17 protein-coding genes are annotated in these 22161 nt (G+C 72.8%); 7 read left to right on the top strand and 10 right to left on the bottom strand.

Translation table 11 applies throughout. The annotated features are described in order from the left end of the window. Window positions 1-384: 384 nt before the first annotated feature. Window positions 385-1326: a prephenate dehydratase gene (gene pheA, locus AOA12_RS02950; protein ID WP_231637166.1), complete on the bottom strand. Its 942-nt coding sequence runs from the start codon at window positions 1324-1326 to the stop codon at window positions 385-387. Window positions 1327-1407: 81 nt separating this feature from the next. On the opposite strand from pheA, the gene pgm reads away from it, so the two are divergent. Beyond that, window positions 1408-3048: a phosphoglucomutase (alpha-D-glucose-1,6-bisphosphate-dependent) gene (gene pgm, locus AOA12_RS02945; RefSeq protein ID WP_054679935.1), complete on the top strand. Its 1641-nt coding sequence runs from the start codon at window positions 1408-1410 to the stop codon at window positions 3046-3048. 397 nt (window positions 3049-3445) lie between these two features. Here the strand turns inward: pgm and AOA12_RS02940 are convergent, their stop codons facing one another. Then, window positions 3446-4537, bottom strand: coding sequence for a glycerate kinase (locus AOA12_RS02940; RefSeq protein ID WP_054679932.1), 1092 nt, complete (start codon window positions 4535-4537; stop codon window positions 3446-3448). A gap of 122 nt (window positions 4538-4659) precedes the next feature. On the opposite strand from AOA12_RS02940, the gene galE reads away from it, so the two are divergent. Beyond that, window positions 4660-5637 (top strand): UDP-glucose 4-epimerase GalE, encoded by a 978-nt coding sequence (galE, locus tag AOA12_RS02935; RefSeq protein WP_054679929.1) that lies wholly within the window; start codon window positions 4660-4662, stop codon window positions 5635-5637. 348 nt (window positions 5638-5985) lie between these two features. On the opposite strand, the gene AOA12_RS02930 is transcribed toward galE, so the two are convergent. Next, on the bottom strand, window positions 5986-7035 hold the full coding sequence (locus AOA12_RS02930; protein WP_054679926.1) for a lipoate--protein ligase family protein: 1050 nt from the start codon (window positions 7033-7035) through the stop codon (window positions 5986-5988). 394 nt (window positions 7036-7429) lie between these two features. On the opposite strand from AOA12_RS02930, the gene AOA12_RS02925 reads away from it, so the two are divergent. Further along, the gene (locus AOA12_RS02925; RefSeq protein ID WP_054679922.1) at window positions 7430-9058 is read left to right on the top strand and encodes a DEAD/DEAH box helicase; all 1629 of its coding nucleotides are present in this window, start codon (window positions 7430-7432) and stop codon (window positions 9056-9058) included. A 473-nt stretch (window positions 9059-9531) separates the two neighbouring features. Here the strand turns inward: AOA12_RS02925 and AOA12_RS02920 are convergent, their stop codons facing one another. Together AOA12_RS02920 and AOA12_RS02915 are read right to left on the bottom strand one after the other, a co-directional pair. After that, window positions 9532-10413 (bottom strand): alpha/beta hydrolase, encoded by an 882-nt coding sequence (locus AOA12_RS02920; protein WP_054679919.1) that lies wholly within the window; start codon window positions 10411-10413, stop codon window positions 9532-9534. A 126-nt stretch (window positions 10414-10539) separates the two neighbouring features. Then, entirely contained in the window at window positions 10540-11094 is a 555-nt protein-coding gene (locus AOA12_RS02915; RefSeq protein ID WP_082405880.1) for an OsmC family protein, read from the bottom strand. Window positions 11095-11524: 430 nt separating this feature from the next. Here AOA12_RS02915 and AOA12_RS02910 point away from each other — a divergent pair, with 430 nt between their 5' ends. From AOA12_RS02910 to AOA12_RS02900, 3 genes are all read left to right on the top strand, one after another. Then, window positions 11525-11956, top strand: coding sequence for a MarR family winged helix-turn-helix transcriptional regulator (locus tag AOA12_RS02910; protein ID WP_054679916.1), 432 nt, complete (start codon window positions 11525-11527; stop codon window positions 11954-11956). Further along, window positions 11953-13296, top strand: coding sequence for an MFS transporter (locus AOA12_RS02905; protein WP_054679913.1), 1344 nt, complete (start codon window positions 11953-11955; stop codon window positions 13294-13296). The genes AOA12_RS02910 and AOA12_RS02905 overlap by 4 nt, the downstream gene beginning before the upstream one ends. Before the next feature lie 138 nt (window positions 13297-13434). Further along, window positions 13435-14457, top strand: a complete 1023-nt coding sequence (locus AOA12_RS02900; protein WP_054679910.1) for an NAD(P)H-dependent flavin oxidoreductase — start codon at window positions 13435-13437, stop codon at window positions 14455-14457. 358 nt (window positions 14458-14815) lie between these two features. Here AOA12_RS02900 and AOA12_RS02895 read toward each other — a convergent pair whose 3' ends face one another. Genes AOA12_RS02895 through AOA12_RS02885 form a run of 3 tightly spaced genes read right to left on the bottom strand, consistent with a single transcriptional unit; the run spans window position 14816 to window position 18461 of the window. After that, window positions 14816-15661 carry a transglutaminase family protein gene (locus AOA12_RS02895; RefSeq protein WP_054679907.1) on the bottom strand — a complete coding sequence of 282 codons (846 nt, stop codon included), beginning with the start codon at window positions 15659-15661 and terminating at the stop codon, window positions 14816-14818. Beyond that, on the bottom strand, window positions 15658-16587 hold the full coding sequence (locus AOA12_RS02890; protein ID WP_054679903.1) for an alpha-E domain-containing protein: 930 nt from the start codon (window positions 16585-16587) through the stop codon (window positions 15658-15660). The genes AOA12_RS02895 and AOA12_RS02890 overlap by 4 nt, the downstream gene beginning before the upstream one ends. Further along, a complete protein-coding gene (locus tag AOA12_RS02885) occupies window positions 16581-18461 on the bottom strand; it encodes a circularly permuted type 2 ATP-grasp protein (protein WP_082405879.1) in 1881 nt (626 codons plus the stop codon). The genes AOA12_RS02890 and AOA12_RS02885 overlap by 7 nt, the downstream gene beginning before the upstream one ends. Before the next feature lie 390 nt (window positions 18462-18851). Between AOA12_RS02885 and AOA12_RS02880 the strand changes: the two genes are divergently transcribed. Continuing rightward, on the top strand, window positions 18852-19691 hold the full coding sequence (locus AOA12_RS02880) for a TIGR03620 family F420-dependent LLM class oxidoreductase (RefSeq protein WP_054679900.1): 840 nt from the start codon (window positions 18852-18854) through the stop codon (window positions 19689-19691). A gap of 249 nt (window positions 19692-19940) precedes the next feature. Here AOA12_RS02880 and rocD read toward each other — a convergent pair whose 3' ends face one another. Together rocD and ddaH are read right to left on the bottom strand one after the other, a co-directional pair. After that, window positions 19941-21161 (bottom strand): ornithine--oxo-acid transaminase, encoded by a 1221-nt coding sequence (gene rocD, locus AOA12_RS02875; RefSeq protein ID WP_054679896.1) that lies wholly within the window; start codon window positions 21159-21161, stop codon window positions 19941-19943. Further along, window positions 21158-22135, bottom strand: a complete 978-nt coding sequence (ddaH, locus tag AOA12_RS02870) for a dimethylargininase (protein WP_082405878.1) — start codon at window positions 22133-22135, stop codon at window positions 21158-21160. The genes rocD and ddaH overlap by 4 nt, the downstream gene beginning before the upstream one ends. Window positions 22136-22161 lie beyond the last annotated feature (26 nt).

Here is a 22161-nt window from a genome sequence, read left to right as displayed (position 1 = left end):
TACCCCCTGGCCTCCCTACCCCCTGGCCTCCCTAAGCCCTGGGTTTCAACCGCGGCAAACTGCGGGTCGCATACTCGGGTACCCGCACTTTGCCGCGGTTGGGCAAAGGGACCCCACCATCCCCAAATTTCAACCGCGGTGAATTGCGCATCACGCGCGCCCGCACCCGCACTTTGCCGCGGTTGACGGGGAAGAGGGAAGGAGGCCCAGAAGGCAAGAGCCCAAGAGAGCAAGAACCCAGGGAGGGCAAGAACCCAGGGAGGGCAAGAACCCAGGGAGGGCAAGAACCCAGGGAGGGCAAGAACCCAGGGAGGGCAAAAAGGCAGGGCAAGAAAAACCGGGGCAAGAAAAAAGGGAAGCCCCCGAACCCCGGGGCGGCAGGGGTCAGGCCTCGGGGGCGCCGGAGAGCAAGGCGCGGAGCCAGTCGCGCGCCTCGACGAACACGTCGTCGCCGTAGCGGTCGCTGTAGCGCACGACCTGACGGTCGGCGCGCGGGTACGAGCCGAGGTAGATGACCTTCGGCGAGAAGCGGCGCAGGCCCAGCAGGGCGTCGGCCATGCGCTCGTCGCGGATGTGCCCGTCGGCGTCGATGATGAAGCGGTAGCGTCCGAGCGCGTCGCCGATGGGACGCGACTGGATGAGCGACAGGTTGATGCCGCGCGTGGAGAACTGCTCGAGCAGCTCGAGCAGGGCGCCCGCGTGGTCGTCGGGCAGCTCGGCGATGAGCGACGTCTTGTCGGCGCCCGTGGGCGGGGGCGGCGGCGCGGTGCGCGAGACGAGCACGAACCGGGTGACGGCGTTGGCGTTGTCGCCGATCTCCGAGGCGAGCAGCTCCAGATCGTGGTGCTCGAGGATGCCGGGGGCCGCGACCGCGGCATCCGCATCGCTCGAGCCGTCGAGCAGGCCCATCGCGGAGGCGACGTTGCTCGCGGCCGGCAGGTGCTGGTGGCCGGGGACGTGCTCGCTCAGCCAGTGCAGGCACTGCGCGTAGGCGACGGGGTGCGCGGCGACGAGCGAGACGTCCTCGATGCGCGTGCCGGGCCGGGCGACGAGCACGAAGTTCACGGGCACGAGGTACTCGCCCACGATCCGCAGGCCCGGCATCGTCGCCAGGGCGTCCTGCGCGGTCGACACGCCGCCGTCGATCGAGTTCTCGATCGCGATCATCGCGGCATCCGATCGCCCCTCGACCACGTCGCGCAGCGCCTCGCCGACGTTGTGCACGGGATGCCAGTGCTGACCGCGCGCCTCGGGCACTTGCGCGAGCGCCGCCTCGGTGAACGTGCCGGCCGGGCCGAGGTAGCTGTAGGTGCGGTGCGTCGTCACGGGCCCTAAGCCTAACCCTCGCGCGCGCAGGAGCGTACCGGACGATGGCGCGACGGCACCCCAGGGGGCAGACTGTCTGTTATGAGCCGCGCTGGACATCCCGCCGAAGAATCCGACCTCGTCGACATCGACGAGCTGATCGCCGCCTACTACGACCGCAAGCCCGATCCCGCCGTGCCCGCGCAGCGCGTCGCCTTCGGCACGAGCGGCCACCGCGGCTCGAGCCTGTCGACGAGCTTCAACGAGGACCACATCCTCGCCACGACCCAGGCCATCGTCGACTACCGCGCGGGCCAGGGCATCTCGGGCCCCCTGTTCCTCGGACGCGACACGCACGGCCTCTCCCGCCCCGCGGAGCGCTCGGCGGTCGAGGTGCTCGTCGCGAACGGCGTGGACGTGCGCGTCGACGCCCGCGACTCGTGGGTGCCGACGCCGGCGCTGAGCCTCGCGATCCTCACCTACAACCGCGGCCGCGCGCTGGACGACCCGGGCCGCGCCGACGGCATCGTCGTGACCCCGTCGCACAACCCCCCGCGCGACGGCGGCTTCAAGTACAACCCGCCGCACGGCGGCCCCGCCGACACCGATGCGACCAGCTGGATCGCCGACCGCGCCAACGAGCTGATCGCGGCGGGCCTGGAGGGCGTGCGGCGCGTGCGCTTCGCCGACATCGACGCGTCGGGCCTCGGCACCTACGACTACCGCGAGGCCTACGTCGCCGATCTCGCGAACATCATCGACCTGGATGCCATCGCCCGCGCGGGCGTGCGCATCGGCGCCGACCCGCTCGGCGGCGCCTCGGTCGAGTACTGGGCGCTCATCGGCGAACGCTACGGGCTCGACCTCACGGTCGTGAACCCCGAGGTCGACCCGACGTGGCGGTTCATGACCCTCGACTGGGACGAGAAGATCCGCATGGACCCGTCGTCCCCGTCGGCGATGGCGTCGCTCGTCGCCCGGCGCGACGAGTTCGACGTGCTGACCGGCAACGACGCGGATGCCGACCGGCACGGCATCGTGACGCCCGACGCAGGGCTCATGAACCCCAACCACTTCCTCGCGGTCGCGATCGACTACCTGTACCGGCACCGCGACGGCTGGCCGCAGGATGCCGCGATCGGCAAGACCCTCGTGTCGTCGATGATCATCGACCGCGTCGCCGAGTCGCTCGGCCGTCGCCTCGTCGAGGTGCCCGTCGGGTTCAAGTGGTTCGTGCCGGGCCTCATCGACGGCTCGGTCGCGTTCGGCGGCGAGGAGTCGGCGGGAGCGTCGTTCCTGCGCAAGGACGGCACCGTGTGGACGACCGACAAGGACGGCATCATCCTGTGCCTCCTGGCCGCCGAGATCGTCGCCGTCACGGGCAAGACGCCGTCGCAGCGCTACGCGGAGCTCGAGGCCGAGTTCGGCGCCTCCGTGTACCAGCGGGTGGATGCCGTGGCCACGCCCGAGCAGAAGGCGACGCTCGCGAAGCTCGCACCCGAGGCGGTCACGGCGACCGAGCTGGCCGGCGAGCCCATCGTCGCGAAGCTGTCGCACGCGCCCGGCAACGGCGCGGCGATCGGCGGCCTCAAGGTGCAGACCCAGCATGCCTGGTTCGCCGCCCGCCCGTCGGGCACCGAGGACGTCTACAAGCTCTACGCCGAGTCGCTGCTCGGCGCCGACCACCTCGCCCAGGTGCAGTCCGAGGCCCGCGCCGTCGTGTCCGCCGCCCTGGGCGGCTGACCGCCCGGGGGCGGCGGACACCCCGCTGGTTGAGTAGGGCCCGCCGGAGGCGGGACCGTATCGAAACCCCTGTAACGGACCGTTACACGGATCTCGATACACCCGCGGCTGCGCCGCGGGCACTCGATCAGCGGGCGTACGACGCATCCCACCCCGCTGGCCGCACCACCCACCCACCCCGCTGGTTGAGTAGGGCCCGCCGGAGGCGGGACCGTATCGAAACCCCTGTAACGGACCGCTACACCGATCTCGATACACCCGCGGCTGCGCCGCGGGCACTCGATCAGCGGGGGAAAAGGCACCCCACACCCACCCCCGCCGCCGGCCGTACCACCCACCCACCCCGCTGGTTGAGTAGCCGCCGCAGGCGGCGTATCGAAACCCACCCCACGGACCGTTACGCGGATCCCGACACACCCGCGCGGAGGACCGCGGCGGCGGTGCGGAGCCACTGGGCGGGGGCGCGGAGGGCGGCGTCGGCGGAGCCGGCGAGGGCGGTGAGCGAGACGGATGCCGCGAAGCCCGACAGGTCGGCGTCGTCGGCGATGCGGCCCGCCACGAGCGCGACGGGCACGCCCGCGCACCGGGCGCGCTCGGCGACGAGCGCGGGCACCTTGCCGACCGCCGACGACGCGTCGTAGGAGCCTTCGCCGGTCACGACGAGGTCCGCGCCCGCGATCGCCTCGTCGAGTCCGATCAGTTCGGCGACGGCGGGGGCCCCGGGCTCCAGCCGGCCGCCCCACGCGAGCAGCGCGAACCCCGTGCCGCCCGCGGCGCCCGCGCCCGCCTCCGCCGGGTCGACGCCCACCAGTCCCGCCCATCGCGCGAGCGCCGCGTCGGCCACGGCGACGCCCTCGGCATCCAGGCCCTTCTGCGGGCCGAACACCGCCGCCGCACCGGCGGGCCCGCACAGCGGGCTCGTCACGTCGGAGAGCACCCGCACGCCGCCCGGCGGCAGCGGCCGCAGACCGTCGAGGTCGACGGATGCCGCCTCGCACAGGCCTCGCAGGCCCGCTCCGGCCGGCGATCCCGCGGCGTCCAGGACCCGCGCGCCGAGCGCCCGCAGCATCCCCGCCCCGCCGTCGGTCGACGCGCTCGACCCGATGCCCAGCACGAGGCGCGAGACCCCGGCGTCGATCGCCGCGGCGATCGCCTGTCCGAAGCCGAGGGTGTCGGCATCCCACGGTCGCAGGCCGTCGCTCAGCAGCTCGATCCCGCTCGTCGACGCGAGCTCGACGACGCCCGTGCCGTCCGGCAGCAGCAGCCAGTGCGCCGCCACGGGTCCGTCGTGCGGCCCGCGCACCGTGACGGGAACGCGACGGGCGCCCGGCACGGCCGCGGCGAAGGCGTCGAGCGTCCCCTCGCCGCCGTCGGCCATCGGCCGCAGCACGGCCCCGTCGCCCCACCCGTCGGCGAGCGCCGCGGCGGCGTCGGCGGCCGTGATCGATCCCTTGAATCCGTCGACGGCGACGACGACCCGCGCGCTCATACGTGCAGCCTGCCACACCCGCTCTCTCCCGCATTCGTCGTCACAGGCGCTCGTCGTCAACAGGCACCGGCGGATAGGCTTTCGGGGGCGATCCGCCCGGCATCCCGTGTGAAGGAGTCTCCATGTCCTGGCTTGTGACCGGCGGTGCCGGCTACATCGGCGCCCACGTCGTCCGCGCGCTCTCCAGCGCGGGGCTCGCGCCCGTCGTCATCGACGACCTCTCCAGCGGCCACGCGGAGTTCGTGCCCGACGGCGTGCCGTTCGTGCGCGGCACGATCCTCGACCGCGAGCTCGTCACGCGCGCCCTCGCCGAGCACGACGTCGAGGGCGTCATCCACGTCGCGGGGTACAAGTACGCGGGCGTCTCGGTGCAGCGTCCCCTGCACACGTACGCGCAGAACGTCGAGGGCACGCGCGTCGTGCTCGAGGCGATGGCGGATGCCGGAGTGCACAACATCGTGTTCTCGTCGAGCGCCGCGGTGTACGGCACGCCCGACGTGCCGCTCGTGACCGAGGACCTGCCCAAGCGTCCGGCATCCCCCTACGGCGAGTCGAAGCTCATCGGCGAGTGGCTCATCCGCGACCAGGCCGTCGCGACCGCCGACTCGGAGCACCCGCTGCGGCACACCTCGCTGCGCTACTTCAACGTCGTCGGCTCGGCCGACCCGAGCGTGTACGACACGAGCCCGCACAATCTGTTCCCGATCGTGTTCGAGAAGCTGATCGCGAACGAGACCCCGCGCATCAACGGCGACGACTACGACACCCCCGACGGCACCAACGTGCGCGACTACGTGCACGTCGGCGACATCGCGGCGGCGCACGTCGTGGCGGCACAGCGACTGCTCTCGGGCGCGCCGATCGAGGCCGCCTACAACCTCGGCTCGCAGAACGGTCTGTCGGTGCGCGAGATCATGGATGCCGTGGCGCGCGTCACCGGCATCCCCTTCACCGCTGAGATCGGCCCCCGCCGGCCCGGCGACCCCGACCGCATCGTCGCGACGGGCGACCTCGCCGCGCGCGACCTCGACTGGGCGATGCGCTACACGGTCGACGAGATGGTGCGCACCGGCTGGGAGGCCCGCCGCGCGGCGCTCTGACGCGGCGGTTCGTGTTCGTCCTCGAGGGCGGGGTCGGCTGCGCTCCCGCTGGTCGAGTGCTCGCGGCGCAGCCGCGAGCGTATCGAGACCCGTGTAGCGGACCGTGGGAAGGGTTTCGATACGCGCGCTGACGCGCGCTACTCAACCAGCGGGAGTGTGTGCACCTCACACCGCAGGACCCGCCCTCCCGACTCCCGCTGGTCGAGTGCTCGCGGCGGAGCCGCGAGTGTATCGAGACCCCTGTCACGGTCCGTGGGAAGGGTTTCGATACGCGCGCTGACGCGCGCTACTCAACCAGCGGGGGTGTGCGGGCCGCGCAACCAGCGGGGGTGTGCCCTCGCCACCCCGCTACGGCACGCGGTGCAGCCAGGTGTCGGTCGCGAACTTCGCGGCGACGAGCGCCTCGGCCTCGGCGTATTCCTCTGCGGTGATGTGTCCCGGTGCGGCGCCGTAGAGGGTCGTGAACGTCTGTGTGAAGCGCTCGATGATCGCCTCGCGCGGCAGGCCCGTCTGGCTGCGCAGCGGGTCGACGCGCTTGGCGGCCGAGACGGTGCCCTTGTCGCTGAGCTTCTCCCGACCGATGCGCAGCACCTCGGTCATCACCTGGCCGTCCATGTCGTAGCTGAGCGTCGCGTGGTGCAGCACGCCGCCGTTGGCGAGGCGCTTCTGCGCGGCGCCGCCGATCTTGCCCTGCGGCGAGGCGATGTCGTTGAGGGGCTGATAGGTCGCCTCGACGCCGACCGAGCGCAGCGCCTGCAGCACCCAGTCGTCGAGGAACGCGTACGAGTCGGCGAACGTGAGCCCCGCGACGAGGGATGCCGGAACGTACAGCGAGTACGTGATGATCGCCCCCGCCTCCATGAGCATCGCCCCGCCGCCCGAGATGCGGCGCACGACGTCGAACCCGTGTCGTGCCGCTCCCTCGGGGTCGACCTCGTTGCGGTACGACTGGAACGAGCCGATCACGACGGCCGACTCGTTCCACTCCCAGATGCGCAGGGTCGGCTTGCGGCGCCCGTCGCCGACGCGCGTCGTGAGCACCTCGTCGAGGGCGAGGTTCATGCGCGGCGACACGGCGGGCTCGTGCACGATCTCCCACTCCAGCTCGCGCCAGCCGGGCGCCGTGACGAGCGCGCGCCGCACGACCGTGCCGACCGCCTCGGGGGTGAAGCCGAGCAGCTGGGCACCCTCGGGCAGGGCGGCCCGCACCGCGGCGGCGATCGCCGCGGCATCCGTCTCGACGGGCAGGCCGTTGACGGCCGCGTCGATGTCGGCGAGGGCGTCGTCGGGCTCGAGGAAGAAGTCCCCGGCCAGGTGGAAATCGGCGATGCGCCCGTCGCGGACCTCGAGGTCGGCGACGACGAGCTTGCCGCCCGGAACCTTGTACTCACCGTGCATCCCCCCAGCCTACGTTTCGCGAGGGTGCCTTTCGCTCTCGCGAGGGTGCTGATTGTTCTCGCGAGGGTGCTGGTTGTTCCCGCGAGGGTGCTCCGGTGCGTCGCCCCAAAGCACTCCCGCGGGGATAACTGGCACCTTCGCGAAGATATCCAGCACCCTCGCGACCACAACTGGCACCCTCGCGACGACAACCAGCACCCTCGCGGAGCTCGCGGTCGGCGGGCGCTGGTAGGCTGGGGATGCGGCCCTCGCGCCGCTGCGTCGTCGTCACGACTCCCGATCACCGCACCACGTGCGATCGCGGCTTCTTCTTGCGAACGGCGAACCGATGCGCACTCCTGCGCCGTCGCCCCTCCGCGCCGCCTCCTCGCGTGCGCCCCAACGAAAGCACTGCATGTCTTCCTTCCTCTCCCTCGGCGTGCCCGAGAACCTCGCCGCGGTGCTCGCGGCCGACGGCAAGACCGAGCCGTTCCCCATCCAGCGCGACACGCTGCCCGACGCCCTCGCCGGCCGCGACGTGCTCGGCCGCGGCCGCACCGGCAGCGGCAAGACCATCGCGTTCTCGCTGCCGCTCGTCGCGCGTCTCGCGGGCGGCCGCCGCGCCGGCCGCGGACGCCCGCGCGGCCTCGTGCTCGCGCCGACCCGTGAGCTCGCCACCCAGATCACGGCGACGATCGCACCGCTCGCCGAGGCCTCGGGTCTCACCGTCACGACGATCTTCGGCGGCGTGAGCCAGCGTCCGCAGGAGCAGGCGCTCGCGCGCGGCGTCGACATCGTCGTGGCATGCCCCGGCCGGCTCGAAGATCTCATGAAGCAGAAGCTCGTCGATCTCGGCGCCGTCGAGATCACCGTGCTCGACGAGGCCGATCACATGGCCGACCTGGGCTTCCTCCCCGGCGTCACGCGCATCCTGGCGGCGACGCCCGCGGGCGGCCAGCGCCTGCTGTTCAGCGCGACGCTCGACCGCGGCGTCGACGTGCTCGTGCGCCGCTTCCTGCAGAACGAGGTGCGCCACGAGGTCGACGAGAGCGGCGTGCCGCAGGGCGAGATGACGCACCGCGTCTTCGTCGTGCCGGATGCCGACCGCAAGAACACCCTCGTGCGCCACCTCGCGTCGGGACGCGGCCGCCGCATCCTGTTCACGCGCACCAAGCACCAGGCCAAGCGCCTCGCCAAGCAGCTCACGGCATCCGGCATCCCCGCTGTCGACCTGCACGGCAACCTCTCGCAGAACGCCCGCGACCGCAACCTCGCCGCCTTCGGCGCGGACACCACGGCCGGCGGCGTGCGCGTGCTCGTCGCGACCGACGTCGCGGCCCGCGGCGTGCACGTGGACGACGTCGAGCTCGTCGTGCACGTCGACCCGCCCACCGAACACAAGGCGTACCTGCACCGCTCGGGCCGCACGGCGCGCGCCGGCGCGGAGGGCATCGTCGTGACGGTCGTGCTCGACGAGCAGCGCCGCGACGTGAAGGACCTGCTGCGCAAGGCGCACATCCGCGCCGACCTCGAGCCCGTCGAGCCGCACGGCTCCGAGGTGACGGACCTGGTCGGCGAGCCCGCCGAGCACGTCGCCCCGACGGCCCCGGCATCCGGGACCGCCTCGGGTGCGCGATCGGGCGGATCGGGCACGAGCGGATCGCGAGCGCGATCGGGCGGATCGGCACGTGGACAGCGCTCGGAGCGCGGCTCCGCGAGCGGCGCGTCCCGCGAGCAGGCTCCCCGTGCCGAGCGCACAGCGGATGCCGCGGGCTCGGGCTCCCGTCGCCGCCGCGGCTCGGGCGGCCAGGGCCGCGACCGGGGCGCCGCGCAGGGTCAGGGCTCCGCGCCCGCCGGCCAGGCGAAGGGCCAGGGCTCCGGCCAGCCGAAGGGCGCCGCACGCGCATCGCAGGCCCGCGCCGGCCAGCCGGCCGCCACGACGCCCCGCACGGCGTCCGGCCGCCCGACGATCGGCAGCACCGTCGCCGACATCCGCGCCGCCGGCACCTCGCGCGGCCGCGGCACCCGCCGCGCCCGCGGCTGACCGCCGCGGCCGGCGGGCCCGACGCGTAGCCGTTCACGACGCCCCCACCACCCCGCTGGTCGAGTGCCCGCGGCGAAGCCGCGGGCGTATCGAGACCCTTGTAGCGGACCGTTACACCGGTTTCGATACGCGCGCTCCGCGCGCTACTCAACCAGCGGCGGGGGTGAGCACACCGACCGTCCGGTCGCAGCCGCCCCACCCCGCCGGTCGGGTCCCGGCGACCGACCACCTTTCCACCACCCCCGCTGGTCGAGTGCTCGCGGCGAAGCCGCGAGTGTATCGAGACCCGTGCAGCGGACCGTTACACCGGTTTCGATACGCGCGCTCCGCGCGCTACTCAACCAGCGGCGGGGGTGAGCACGCCGACCGTCCGGTCGCAGCCGCCCCACCCCGCTGGTCGAGTGCTCGCGGCGAAGCCGCGGGCGTATCGAGACCCCTGCCACGGGCTGCTGCTCAGCGCACCCGCCGCTCGGTCAGGCCGCGGGGAACCGTGCGTCGAGCCAGGCGAGGAGGTCGGCGCGCACCTGTGCCTGGCACGTGTCGTTGAAGATCTCGTGGCGGGCGTCGGGGTAGACGAGCGTCGTCACGTCGGTGAACCCCGACCGGGTGCGATACGCCTCGGCGAGCCGGTGCACGCTCCGCGGCCCGCCCACGGGGTCGTCACGGCCGACCATGAGCAGCACGGGCACGTCGGGCGCCACGTCCTTGCCGGGACGGTTGCGCCGCGGCATCCCGAACAGGCGTGCGGCGTCGGCGACGCCGAACAGCTTCGCGAGCGGCGTCGTCGTGGTCAGCGGGTCATCGAGAAAGGCGCGCCCGACCGACAGGTCGGAGGCGAGCCATTCGGTGCCGAGCGCATCGGGCGCCTTCCAGCGGGCGTTGAGGTCGCCCGCGTTGAGCGATCCCGGCCAGCGCAGCGACGAGCCCGACAGCACGAGCGCGTCGTAGGCCTCGGGCCGCTCGTCGAGCATCATCTGCGCCATGAACGACCCCCACGAGTGTCCCAGCAGCACGAGCGGCAGGCCGGGGTTCTCCGCACGGATGAGGTCGGTGAACTGCTCGCACGCCGCCACGGTCGCCCGCAGGCCGCCGACGCCGAGCGTGCCCAGGCGGGAGTGATCGCCGCCGTGCTGCTCCACACCGGTGCGCCCGTGCCCCCGGTGGTCGTCGGCGTACACCGCGTACCCGGCCGCGGCGAGCGCCTCGGCCAGCACGCGGTAGCGGCCGGCGTGCTCGCCGACGCCGTGCAGCAGTTGCACGACCGCCCGCGCGGGCCCCTCGGGAACGTAGCGGTCGTAGTGGATGCGGATGCCGTGGGCATCGGTGTAGGTATCCGTGGCAGCGCCTACCGTCATGCCGCGAGTCTACTGACGCGGCATCCCGGGCGGCCAGGGCGAGCGACCGGGACTATCCGGCATCCGGCGACGCGAGATCAGGATGCGCCGCAGACTCCTGATCTCGCAGAGCGACGACGACGCGCGTCAGACCAGCTCGCTGGTGACCGGCGTCGCGTTCTGGAACAGGTCGCCGACGGGGCAGTTCGCGTCGACGGCGCTCCGCAGCTGCTCGTAGCGCTCGGCGCTCTCGGGCCCGGTCAGCTCGACGCGCAGGCGCACGGCCTGGAAGCCGGGACGCACGGTGTCGTCCTTGCCGAGCAGTCGCGCGGCGTCGAGGTCGCCTTCGGCGGTGATGCGGATGTCGTCGAAGGGGATGCCGAGGACCTCGGCGTAGAGCCGGTACACGACGATCTGGCATCCGATGAGGGCGCCGAGCGCGTACTCCACCGGGTTGGGGGCGACGTCGTCGCCGCCGAGGGGCGCGGGCTCGTCGACGACGAACTCGTAGCGGCCGGCGCGCACGCGCGAGGCCACGGCGCCCTCGCCGCTTCCCGTCGCACGGAAGGTGAGGTGCGCGCTCGTGCGGTCGGCGTCGATGCGGTCTGACCAGGCGGCGCCCGCGGCGCGCAGTCGCTCGCCGCGCTCCGCGGCCGTGATCTCGGGGACGTCGGTGCGGACGAGGGTCTCGGAGGTGCTCATAGCCCCGACCCTAGACACCCGAACACCGCTCGCCCGAACCACCCGTCACGCGGAGTCACCCGACGACACGCAACGTCATCCTCGGTGTCACGCCCCGTCATCCGACGCCACGCAACGTCATCCCCCGGCCACATCCCCCGGCTGCATCCACGGCCACACCCCGCGGCCGCCCCACACCCCATCGCCCCGCCATCCGCACTCACAAGACCGCGAGACTGCATCTGTGCGCCGAGACTGCCATCCAGACGTGCAGTCTCGGCGCACAGATGCAGTCTCGGCGAGGAGTTGCATACCCGCCGGGGCGCCGAACGGTGGGGCACCGCACACCTGGGGCACCGCACACCTGGGGCGCCAAGACCCCCGCGCGCGGCGCGCCAAGACGCCCGAAACATTTACTTAGCGAAACTAAACTGATATCCTTGATCATCGTATGGAATCCCGTGACATCCTCTTCTCCGAAGCGTCCGACCTGCGCATGGCGGTCTTCCGGCTCGCCCGGCGCCTGCGCTCGCAGCGTGCCGTCGACAGCATGAGCGACGCGCACTTCGCCGTCCTCGCCGCCCTCTCCGTGCACGGCCCGCACACGCTCGGCGCCCTCGCGGAGCGCGAGCGCGTGTCGGCGCCGTCGATGAACCGCACCGTCAACTGCCTCGCCGAGGCCGGCCACGTCTCGCGCACGCCCGACGACACCGACCGTCGCAAGGTGACGATCGACCTGACGGATGCCGGGCGCGAGGTCGTCGCCGAGACCGTGCACCGGCGTGACGCCTGGCTGCGGGAGGCCCTCGACGAGCTGACCGACGAGCAGCGCGGCATCCTGCAGCAGGCCGCCGTCATCATGCGGCAGGTGGCCGCCCGATGAGCGCGATGTTCCGTTCCTTCTCCGTCTTCAACTACCGCGTGTGGTTCATCGGCGCGCTCGTCTCGAACATCGGCACGTGGATGCAGTCGACCGCGCTCAGCTGGGTCGTGCTCACCGAGCTGACCGACGGGGACGCCGGCGCGATGGGCCTCACGATGGGCCTGCAGTTCGCCCCTCCCCTGCTGCTCGTGAGCGTCACCGGCTGGTTCGCCGACCGCTTCGACCGCCGCCGGCTGCTGCTCGTGACGCAGGTGCTGCTGCTGCTCCTGGGCGTCGCGGTGGGCGCGCTGCTGCTCGCCGGTCTCATGACCCTGCCGCTCATGTACGTGTTCGCGTTCGCCCTGGGCCTCGTCGCCGCGTTCGACGCGCCGGCGCGGCAGGCGTTCGTCTCCGACCTCGTGGCGCTCGAGAACGCCTCGAACGCCGTCGCCCTCAACGCCGCGTCGTTCAACGGCGCGCGCATGATCGGCCCCGCCGTCGCGGGCGTCGTGATCGTCGCGGTCGGCACGGGCTGGGTGTTCCTCATCAACGCGCTCACGTTCCTCGCGATGATCGTCGCGCTCAGTCTCATCCGCGTCGACGAGCTCATCCCCCGCGCCCGGATGGCGGGCCGGTCGCGGCTCACCGACGGCATGCGCTACGTCGCGGGCCGGGCCGACCTCGTCGTCACCTTCACGATGGTGTTCCTGCTCGGCGCGTTCGGCATGAACTTCCCGATCTTCGCGTCGACGATGGCGCTGGAGTTCGGGCACGACGCCGACGGCTACGGCCTGCTCAGCTCGATCCTCGCGATCGGCTCGCTCGCGGGCGCCCTGCTCGCCGCCCGTCGCGACCGCGCCCGCATCCGGCTCGTCATCGCCGGCGCCGGGATGTTCGCGGGCGCGATCACGGTCTCCGCCTTCATGCCCACCTACTGGCTCTACGCGTTCGTGCTCGTCTTCACGGGATTCGCCGTGGTGACGACGCTCACGACCGCGAACGGCTACGTGCAGACGACGACCGACCCCGCCCTGCGCGGGCGCGTGATGGCGCTGTACATGGCGATCCTCATGGGCGGCACGCCCATCGGCGCGCCGATCGTCGGCTGGGTCGCGGCGCAGTTCGGCCCGCGCGCCGCGATCCTCATGGGCGGCGCGACGGCGTTCCTCGCCTTCGCGGTCGGCCTCGTCTGGCTCGTCACGTCGGGGCGCCTGCACCGCGAGGAGGGCCGGCGCTTCGCCCTCACGCTCGACGAGACGCGGCCCATGCCCATCATCGCGCGCGAGGAGTTCAGCGACGAGGTGGCCGGCACGACCGCCATCCCCGTCGCCGAGGTGACCCGCCCCGTGCGCACGGAGTAGCCCGCGTCCGTTGCCGAGGGGATCTCGCGGTGCCGAGGGCCGCACCCGCGGCATCCGCCCTCGGGAACGCGAGATCTCCTCGGCAGGGAACGTGTCACAGTGACCCCGGATGCCGCGGACGCGGGCCATGCTGAACACATGGCGCTTCTCGACCTCGACGTCCCGATCGTGCTCGGCCCGTTCGGCGGCATGAGCTCGCTCGAGCTCACCGCCCTCGTCAGCGACGCGGGCGGCCTGGGCTCGTACGGCCTCTACGGCTACGACCCCGCCCGCATCGCCGACACCGTCGCGCGGCTGCGCGCGCTGACCGAGCGGCCCTTCGCCGTGAACCTGTGGATCCCGGTCGGCGACGAGGTCACGCCCGGCGGCGACCTCTCGGGGCCGCTCGCCACCGCGCGTCCGCTCTACGACGAGCTCGGGCTGCCCGTGCCGGGCGACGTGCCCGAACGCTACGGCGTCGACATCGAGGCACAGCTCGACGCCGTGCTCGAGGCGCGTCCGCCCGTGCTCAGCCTCGTGTTCGGCATGCCGCCCACGGCGTTCGTCGACGAGGCCAGGAGCCGCGGCATCCGTCTCGTCGGCACCGCGACGACGGTCGCCGAGGCGGTCGCGATCGAGGAGGCGGGCGCGGATGCCGTCGTCGCGACGGGCCTGGAGGCGGGCGGCCACCGGGTGTCGTTCCTGCGCGACGCGGCGGACTCGCTCGTCGGCACGTTCGCGCTCGTGCCGCAGGTCGTGGATGCCGTGCGCATCCCCGTCATCGCCGCGGGCGGCATCGCCGACCGGCGCGGCGTCGCGGCCGCCCGGGCGCTCGGCGCGAGCGGCGTGCAGGTCGGCACGGCGTTCCTGCGCACCCGGCAGTCGGCGGCGTCCGACGCGCACCGGGCGGCGCTGGCGCGCATCGCCGCCGACGACACCGTGCTCACGCGAGCGGCGACGGGGCGCCTGGCCCGCGGCATCCGCAACCGCCTCATCGACACCGTCGAGGCCGGGCCGATCGCGCCGTTCCCCGCGCAGAGCTGGGTCATCGGGCCCGTGCGCACCGAGGCGAACCGCCGCGGCCTCGGCGAGCTGCAGTCGCTCTGGGCGGGCCAGGCCGCCCCGCTCGCCCGCCTCGACGACGCCGGCGACGTGTTCCGGGAGCTCGCCGCGGGGTGGTGACCCGGCCCCGCTGGTCGAGCAGCCGCACCCGCACCTGCGCCACACACCCCCGCTGGTTGAGTAGCCGCCGAAGGCGGCGTATCGAAACCCGTCTAACGGACCCTGGGAAGGGTCTCGATACACTCGCGGCTCCGCCGCGAGCACTCGACCAGCGGGATCAGACGCACCCGCAACCCACACCCGCACCTGCACCTGCGCCACACACCCCCGCTGGTTGAGTAGCCCGCGCAGCGGGCGTATCGAAACCCGTCTAACGGTCCGTTAGGAGGGTCTCGATACACTCGCGGCTCCGCCGCGAGCACTCGACCAGCGGGAGAAGAGGAGCTCCGACGGAGGCGGACGGCCAGCGCTGTGCGCCCTACGCCTCGCGGGTGATGGTGACCTGCACGTGCACGTGGCCCTTGTGCGGGCCCGCGTACACGCCGCGCAGCGGCGGCACGTCGCCGTAGTCGCGGCCGCGGCCGACGAGCACGTGCCGGTCGCCGATCTCGGCGCCGTTGGTCGCGTCGAAGCCCTGCCAGGCGCCCGTGAACCACTCCACCCACGCGTGCGACTCGCCCTTCACGGCCACGCCGATCTCGGCGTTCGCGTTCGGGTGCAGATAGCCCGACACGTACCGCGCGGGGATGCCGACGTGCCGCAGCGCGCCGATCGTGATGTGCGTGATGTCCTGGCACACGCCCTTGCGCGTGACCCACGCCTCAGCGGCGGTCGAGTGCACCTCGGTGACGCCGGGCACGTACGCGACGGCCTCGCCGATCGCCGTCGCGATCGCGACCGCCGCGTGCCCCGGGTCGTCGTGCTGCGCCGCGATCGCGGTCGCGATCTCGGCGACCTCGGCGTGCGGAGCGGTGCGCGGCGACTGCGTGAGCATCTCGACGGTCGACACCAGGCGCTCGGCCTCGCGGGCCAGCCGGTCCCACGTGCTCGCGAAGAGCTCGAGCGGCCGCGGGCGCACCTCGACGAGCGAGCGCGCCGTGATGCTCAGCGACTCGTGACGGGCGAGCACGTCGAACGAGGCGACGCGCGTGCCGAAGTAATCGACGAACTGGTTCACGTGCGTCGCGGGGTCGATGTCGAGCTGCGACGTGAGCACGAACTGGCTGTCGGTCGAGCTCGGCAGCATGCGCGCCTCGTTGTACGAGGCGCCGACCTCGCCCTGATACGTGAACCCGGTGGCGTGCTCGATGCGCAGGCGCTTCATGAGGTCTCTCCGATCCAGCTCGGCTCGGCGTGTGTGGGGAAGAAGCGCGCGCGGATCGCCTCGGACGCCTCGCGGGTCACCATCTGCACGCGCTCCATCTGATCGGGCAGCTCGGCGAGCAGTTCCGACACCGGACGGTACTCGAGCTCGGCGCGCATGCGGCCGAGGGCGCGGAGCACCGCGTTCGAGTAGCCGACGCGGTCGGCGGCGGGCTCGATCGCCCGCATGCAGTCCTCGGCGCGGTGGATCGAGTACGTCACCGACCGCGGGAAGAGCCGGTCGAGCAGCAGGAACTCCGCCGCGTTGCTCGCGCTCGGCATCCCCCGATACGTGCGCACGTAGGCCTCGTGCGCGCCGCACGAGCGCAGGATCGTCGTCCACGAGGGGCCCGACGCCTCGGTGAGCGACCGCGTCGCCAGCATCCGCGCGGTCATGTCGGTGCGCTCGATCCAGCGTCCCAGGGTGAGGAACTGCCAGGCCTCGTCGCGGCTCACCGACGACTCGGTGATGCCGACGGCGAGCGCCGACCGCGAGCGCACCCATCCGAAGAACTCGTGCACCTTCTCATCGTGCAGCCGGCGCGGCACGCGCGAGTACGTCGTGTTCAGCGTCTCCCACAGCTCGCTGGAGACGATCTCGCGCGCGCGGCGGGCGTTCTCGCGCGCCGCCTGCAGCGAGTACGCGATGCTCGACGGGTTGGTGCGGTCGACGGCGAGCTGGTTCAGCACGTCGCGGCGCGTGACGGGCTCGCCGCTCGTGGGCTGCGAGCCCATGACGCCCAGCAGCGACCGGCACGCGGTGTCCTCGTCGATCCACGGGTCCTCCAGCAGCAGCTGCAGGTGCACCTCGAGGATGCGCGCCGTCCCGTCCGACCGCTCGATGTACCGCCCGATCCAGAACAGCGACTCGGCGATGCGACTCAGCATGACGCGCCTCCTTCTGCCTCTTCCGCCTCTTCCGCCTCGCGAGTCAACCCGTTCTCGTCGAATCCACCTGCTCCGCGCGCAGATCTCGTATTGACTCGGCGCGAGCGGGTTGACTCAGCGAGCGATGAACGCGAGCGGGTTGACTCGGCGAACGATGGACGCGCGAGGGCGGATGACTCCGCGAGTGATGGACGCGCGAGGGCGGATGCCGCGGCATCCCGGCCCTGCTGTTGCTGCTGCTCCTGCTCGGAGCTGCCGCGCGGGGCGTCCTGCGGGGCATGGGCGTGCGGGGGCTGCGCGTCGTAGATGATCGTGATCGCCTCCGTGACCGCCGACTGGTCGGCGACGATCTCGGCGGTCGACGGGCGCTGCACGTATTCGCCCAGGCCCGGGGCGGAGCCGCCGACGACCCACGTGTCCTTCGAGCCGCCGCCCTGGCTGGAGTTGACGACGAGCTGTCCCTCCGGCAGCGCGACGCGGGTGAGGCCGCCGGGCAGCACCCAGATCTCGTCGCCGTTGTTGACCGCGAACGGCCGCAGGTCGGCGTGCCGGGGACGCATGCCGTCCTCGACGAGGGTCGGGATGGTCGAGAGCATCACGACGGGCTGCGCGATCCAGCCGCGCGGGTCGGCGATGAGCCGCTTGCGCAGCTTGTCCAGCTCGGCGGGAGACGCGTCGGGGCCGACGACGAGGCCCTTGCCGCCCGAGCCGTCGACGGGCTTGACCACGAGCTCGTCGAGCCGGTCGAGCACCTCCTCGAGGGCGCCGGGGTCTTCGAGCCGCCACGTGTCGACGTTCTTGAGGATCGGCTCCTCCGACAGGTAGTAGCGGATGAGGTCGGGCACGTACGTGTAGAGCAGCTTGTCGTCGGCGACGCCGTTGCCGACCGCGTTGGCGATCGTGACGTTGCCGAGCCGTGCGGCGAGCATGATGCCGGGCGCGCCGAGCATGGAGTCGGGGCGGAACTGCAGCGGGTCGAGGAAGTCGTCGTCGACGCGCCGGTAGATGACATCGACGCGCCGCGGCCCGCGGGTGGTGCGCATGAACACCTTGCCGCCGATGCACTGCAGGTCGCGCCCCTCGACGAGCTCGACGCCCATGAGCCGGGCCAGCAGCGTGTGCTCGTAGTAGGCGGAGTTGTAGACGCCCGGCGTGAGCACGACGACGCAGGGATCGTCGATGCCTGCGGGGGCCGACGCGCGCAGCGCCTGCAGCAGCTTGGTGGGATAGTCGCCGACGGGCCGCACGCGCATCGACACGAACAGCTCGGGCAGCGTCTGCGCCATCACGCGGCGGTTCGAGATGACGTAGCTCACGCCGCTCGGCACGCGCACGTTGTCCTCGAGCACGCGCATCTCGCCGTGCTCGTCGCGGATGAGGTCGATGCCGGCGACGTGGATGCGCACCCCGTTGGCCGAGTGGATGCCGTGGGCCTGCCGGTAGAAGTACTGCGACGAGGCGATGAGCGCGGCGGGCAGCACACCGTCGCGCACGCAGTGCTGATGGCCGTAGGCGTCGTCGAGGAACGCCTCGAGCGCCCGCACGCGCTGCTTCACGCCCGACTCGACGTGCGACCACTCGTCGTACCGGATGACGCGCGGGACGGCATCCAGCGGGAAGGGCCGCTCCTCCCCCGCGAAGTCGAAGGTCACGCCCTGCGCGAGGTACGAGCTGGCGAGCGCCTCGGTGCGTCCGCGCAGCTCCTCCTGCGTCATCTGCGCGAGCGCCTGATGAAGCTCACGGTAGGCCGCGCGCGACTGTGCCGGAGAGCCGGAAGAGGCGGAATCCGCGAACATCTCGTCGAACGGCGGCACTCCCGAAGCCGTCTTCCGCGGCGCCGCGGAGGCCCCGTATCCATCGAAGAGGTCACCCATGGCATGAGCCTAGTAGGCGGGACGTTTCGGGCATATGTCGTTCTGCGCGACGCCCGCGGCCCGGGCGTGGCGCGCCGTCGCCCGGGGTCGCGGCGAGTGCTCGTGGACGGTCGTGGCCGCCTCGCCGTGCCGGTGGCGGCATCTTCTGCCCGGGGCTTTCCGGTGCCGCGAGGACGTGGGCGGTCGTGGTCGCGTCGGGCCCCGGCATCCGGCCACGACCGTCCAGGAGATCGCGGGGCGGGGCGCCCGCGCGGGGAGGGATGCCGGGAGGCGGGAATGCCGGGGGCGGTGGACGCCGGGAATGCGGAGGATGCCGGGAATGCGGTGGCCCTGACCCCGGTTGGCGTCGAGAGGGCGTGTGACGACGCACGACGAGAGAGGAACCGCACGATGAGCGCATGGACCGACACCCTCGGAGCCGTCGGCGTGTGGCGAGGGGTCACCGAGACCGACGCGCCGCTCGCCGCAGAGATCGAACGGCTCGGCTACGGCACGCTCTGGCTCGGCGGCTCGCCGCGGGCCGATCTCGTCGCGGCGGAGCGCCTGCTCGACGGCACGGAGCGTCTGCGCGTCGCGACCGGCATCGTCAACATCTGGATGTCGGATCCCGGCGAGCTCGCCGCGTCGTACCACCGCATCGAGCAGCGGCATCCTGGCCGGCTGTTCGTGGGCATCGGATCGGGCCACCGCGAGATGACCGCGCAGCGCGCGCGGCCGCTGCAGGCGATGGCTCAGTACCTCGACGCGCTCGACGCCGGCGGCGTGCCCGTCGAGCGGCGCCTCGTCTCGGCGCTGGGGCCGCGGATGCTGGAGCTCGCGGGCGCCCGGAGCGCGGGGACGCACCCCTATCTCACGGTTCCGGCGCAGACCGCGCAGGCCCGCGCCGCCCTCGGCCCCGCCGCGCTCGTCGCACCCGAGCAGACGGTCGTGCTCGAGGCGGATGCCGCGGTCGCGCGGCAGCACGCGCGCGCCTTCCTCGGCCGGTATCTGCGCCTCTCGAACTACGCGAACACGATGCGCAGCGGCGGCCTCACCGACGAGGACATCGCCGACGGCGGCAGCGACCGCCTCGTCGACGAGATCGTCGCACACGGCGACCCCGCGGCCGTCGCGTCCCGCGTGCGACAGCACCTCGCCCAGGGCGCCGACCACGTGTGCGTCCAAGTGCTGCCGGCATCCGCCGACATCCGCCCCGCCCTCGCCGCCCTCGCGACCGCGCTCGACCTCTGACCGCCTGGTCTCCCCTCCCCCTGGGGCATCCCCTACCCTCCCCTGGAGCCCCCTGGGGACATCCCCTCAAGAACTTCAACCGCGGCAAAGTGCGGGTACCCCAGCCCGCGACCTGCACTTCCCCGCGGTTGGGCGGGAAGGCTACCACTTCAACCGCGGCAAAACGCGGGTGCGGGCCCGGGCGACCCGCACTTTGCCGCGGTTGAACGCGCGAGGCGGGCTCAGGCGACGAGCGAGGCGCAGCCGGGGTCAGGCGTCGAGCGCCACGCGGAGTTGCTCGACGGCCCAGTCGAGCTCGGTCGCGCGGACGACGAGCGGCGGGGCGATGCGCAGGGTCTGGCCGTGCGTGTCCTTCGCGAGCACGCCGCGCTCGGCGAGGCGCTCCGCGACCTCGCGGGCGGTGCCGCGCGCCGGGTCGATGTCGACGCCGGCCCACAGGCCCGCGACGCGCACCGCGGTGACGCCGTGGCCGACGAGCCCGTCCAGCCGCCCGGCGAGGTGCTCGCCCAGCAGCGCCGCGCGCTGCTGGAACTCCCCCGACGCGAGCATCTCGACGACCTGCAGCCCCACGGCGCACGCGAGCGGGTTGCCGCCGAACGTCGACCCGTGCTCGCCGGGGCGGATGACGCCGAGCACGGCCTCGTCGGCGACGACGGCCGACAGCGGCACGATGCCGCCGCCCAGCGCCTTGCCCAGCACGTACACATCGGGCACGACGTCCTCGCGGTCGCACGCGAACGTCGTCCCGGCGCGGCCGAGCCCCGACTGGATCTCGTCGGCGATGAACAGCACGCCGTGGCGGTCGCAGCTCTCGCGCACGGCGCGCAGGTAGCCGTCGGGCGGGATGATCACGCCCGCCTCGCCCTGGATCGGCTCGATCAGCACGGCCGCCGTGTCGGGACCGATCGCGGCGTCCAGCGCCGCGGCGTCGCCGTAGGGCACGGCGACGAATCCCGGCGGGTACGGGCCGAAGTCGTCGCGCGCCGACGGGTCGTCGCTGAACCCGACGATCGTGGTCGTGCGGCCGTGGAAGTTGCCGTGCGCCACGACGATCTGCGCGGCATCCTGCGCCACGCCCTTGACCCGGTACGCCCACGCGCGCGCGACCTTGATCGCCGTCTCGACGGCCTCGGCGCCCGTGTTCATCGGCAGCACGAGGTCCTTGCCGCACAGCTCGGCGAGCGCCGTCGCGAACGCGCCGAGGCGGTCGTTGTGGAACGCGCGGCTGGTGAGCGTGACACGGCCGAGCTGCGCGGTCGCGGCGGCGAGGAGGGCCGGATGCCGGTGTCCGAAGTTCAGGGCCGAGTACGCCGACAGCAGGTCGAGGTAGCGCTTGCCCTCGGCATCCGTCACCCAGGCGCCCTCGCCGCTCGCGATGACGACGGGCAGCGGCAGGTAGTTGCGGGCCAGGTGGTCCTTCTCGGCGGCGATGATGCGCACGCTGGCGGTGTCGAGGGTGGGCATGTTCATGACCTTTCGCGAAGTTCGAGGGTGCAGCACTTGATCCCGCCGCCGCCGCGCAGCAGCTCCGACAGATCGACCGGCACAGGGGTGTAGCCGCGCTCGCGCAGCCGGGCCGCGAAGCCCGTCGCGCGCGGCGGGACGAAGACGTGGGCGCCGTCGCTCGCCGCGTTCAGGCCGAAGACGGCGCCGTCGGCGGGCGAGACGCGGATCGCGTCGGGATAGCGCTCGGCGAGCACCCGCTGCGACGCGTCGTCGAACGCCGACGGCAGGTAGGCGATGTTCGCGTGCGGGACGCCGTGCGGCCCCGCCGCCGGATCGGGCACGGGGACGGGATCGAGCACCGCGACGGCCGTGTCGAGGTGGTAGAACCGCGGATCGACGAGGGTGAGCGAGACGACCTCGCGCCCGAAGACGTCGGCGACCTCGCGGTGGCTGTCGGGCGCCGAGCGGAACCCGGTGCCGGCGAGGATCACGTCGCCCGCGAGCAGGAAGTCGCCCTCGCCCTCCTGCACCGTGCGGGGCTCGATCACCTCGAAGCCGTGCGCGGCGAACCACTCCATGAACGGCCGCTCCTCGCCGCGGCGCTCGTCGACGCGGAAGCGCACGCCGAGCGCGCGTCCGTCGACCACGAAGCCGCCGTTGGCCGTGTAGACCATGTCGGGCAGCCCCGGCACGGGGTCGATGAGCTCGACCGCATGCCCCAGCCGCACGTACGCGTCGTGCAGCGCCTGCCACTGCGCGAGGGCGCGCGCCGTGTCGGTGGGCGTGGCGGGATGCATCCACGGGTTGATGCGGTAGCTCACCGTGAAGTGCTCGGGACGGCACATCAGGTAGCGGCGCCGCTGCGCCGTGCGCCCAACGGGCTGCGCGTGCGTGGCCGGCTGCGCGTGTGCGACGGGCCGCGCCGCGCGCTCGGCTGACGGGGTGGTGCCCTCGACGGGCTGAACGGATGCCGCGGATGCCGCGTGCTCGACGGACATATCGCTCCTCGATCTCTGATCGGCGG

The sequence above is a fragment of the Microbacterium sp. No. 7 genome, from assembly GCF_001314225.1.
GTDB lineage: Bacteria > Actinomycetota > Actinomycetes > Actinomycetales > Microbacteriaceae > Microbacterium.
The sequence above is the reverse complement of the archived record's forward strand: the minus strand, read 5'-3'. Positions and strand labels throughout refer to the sequence as shown.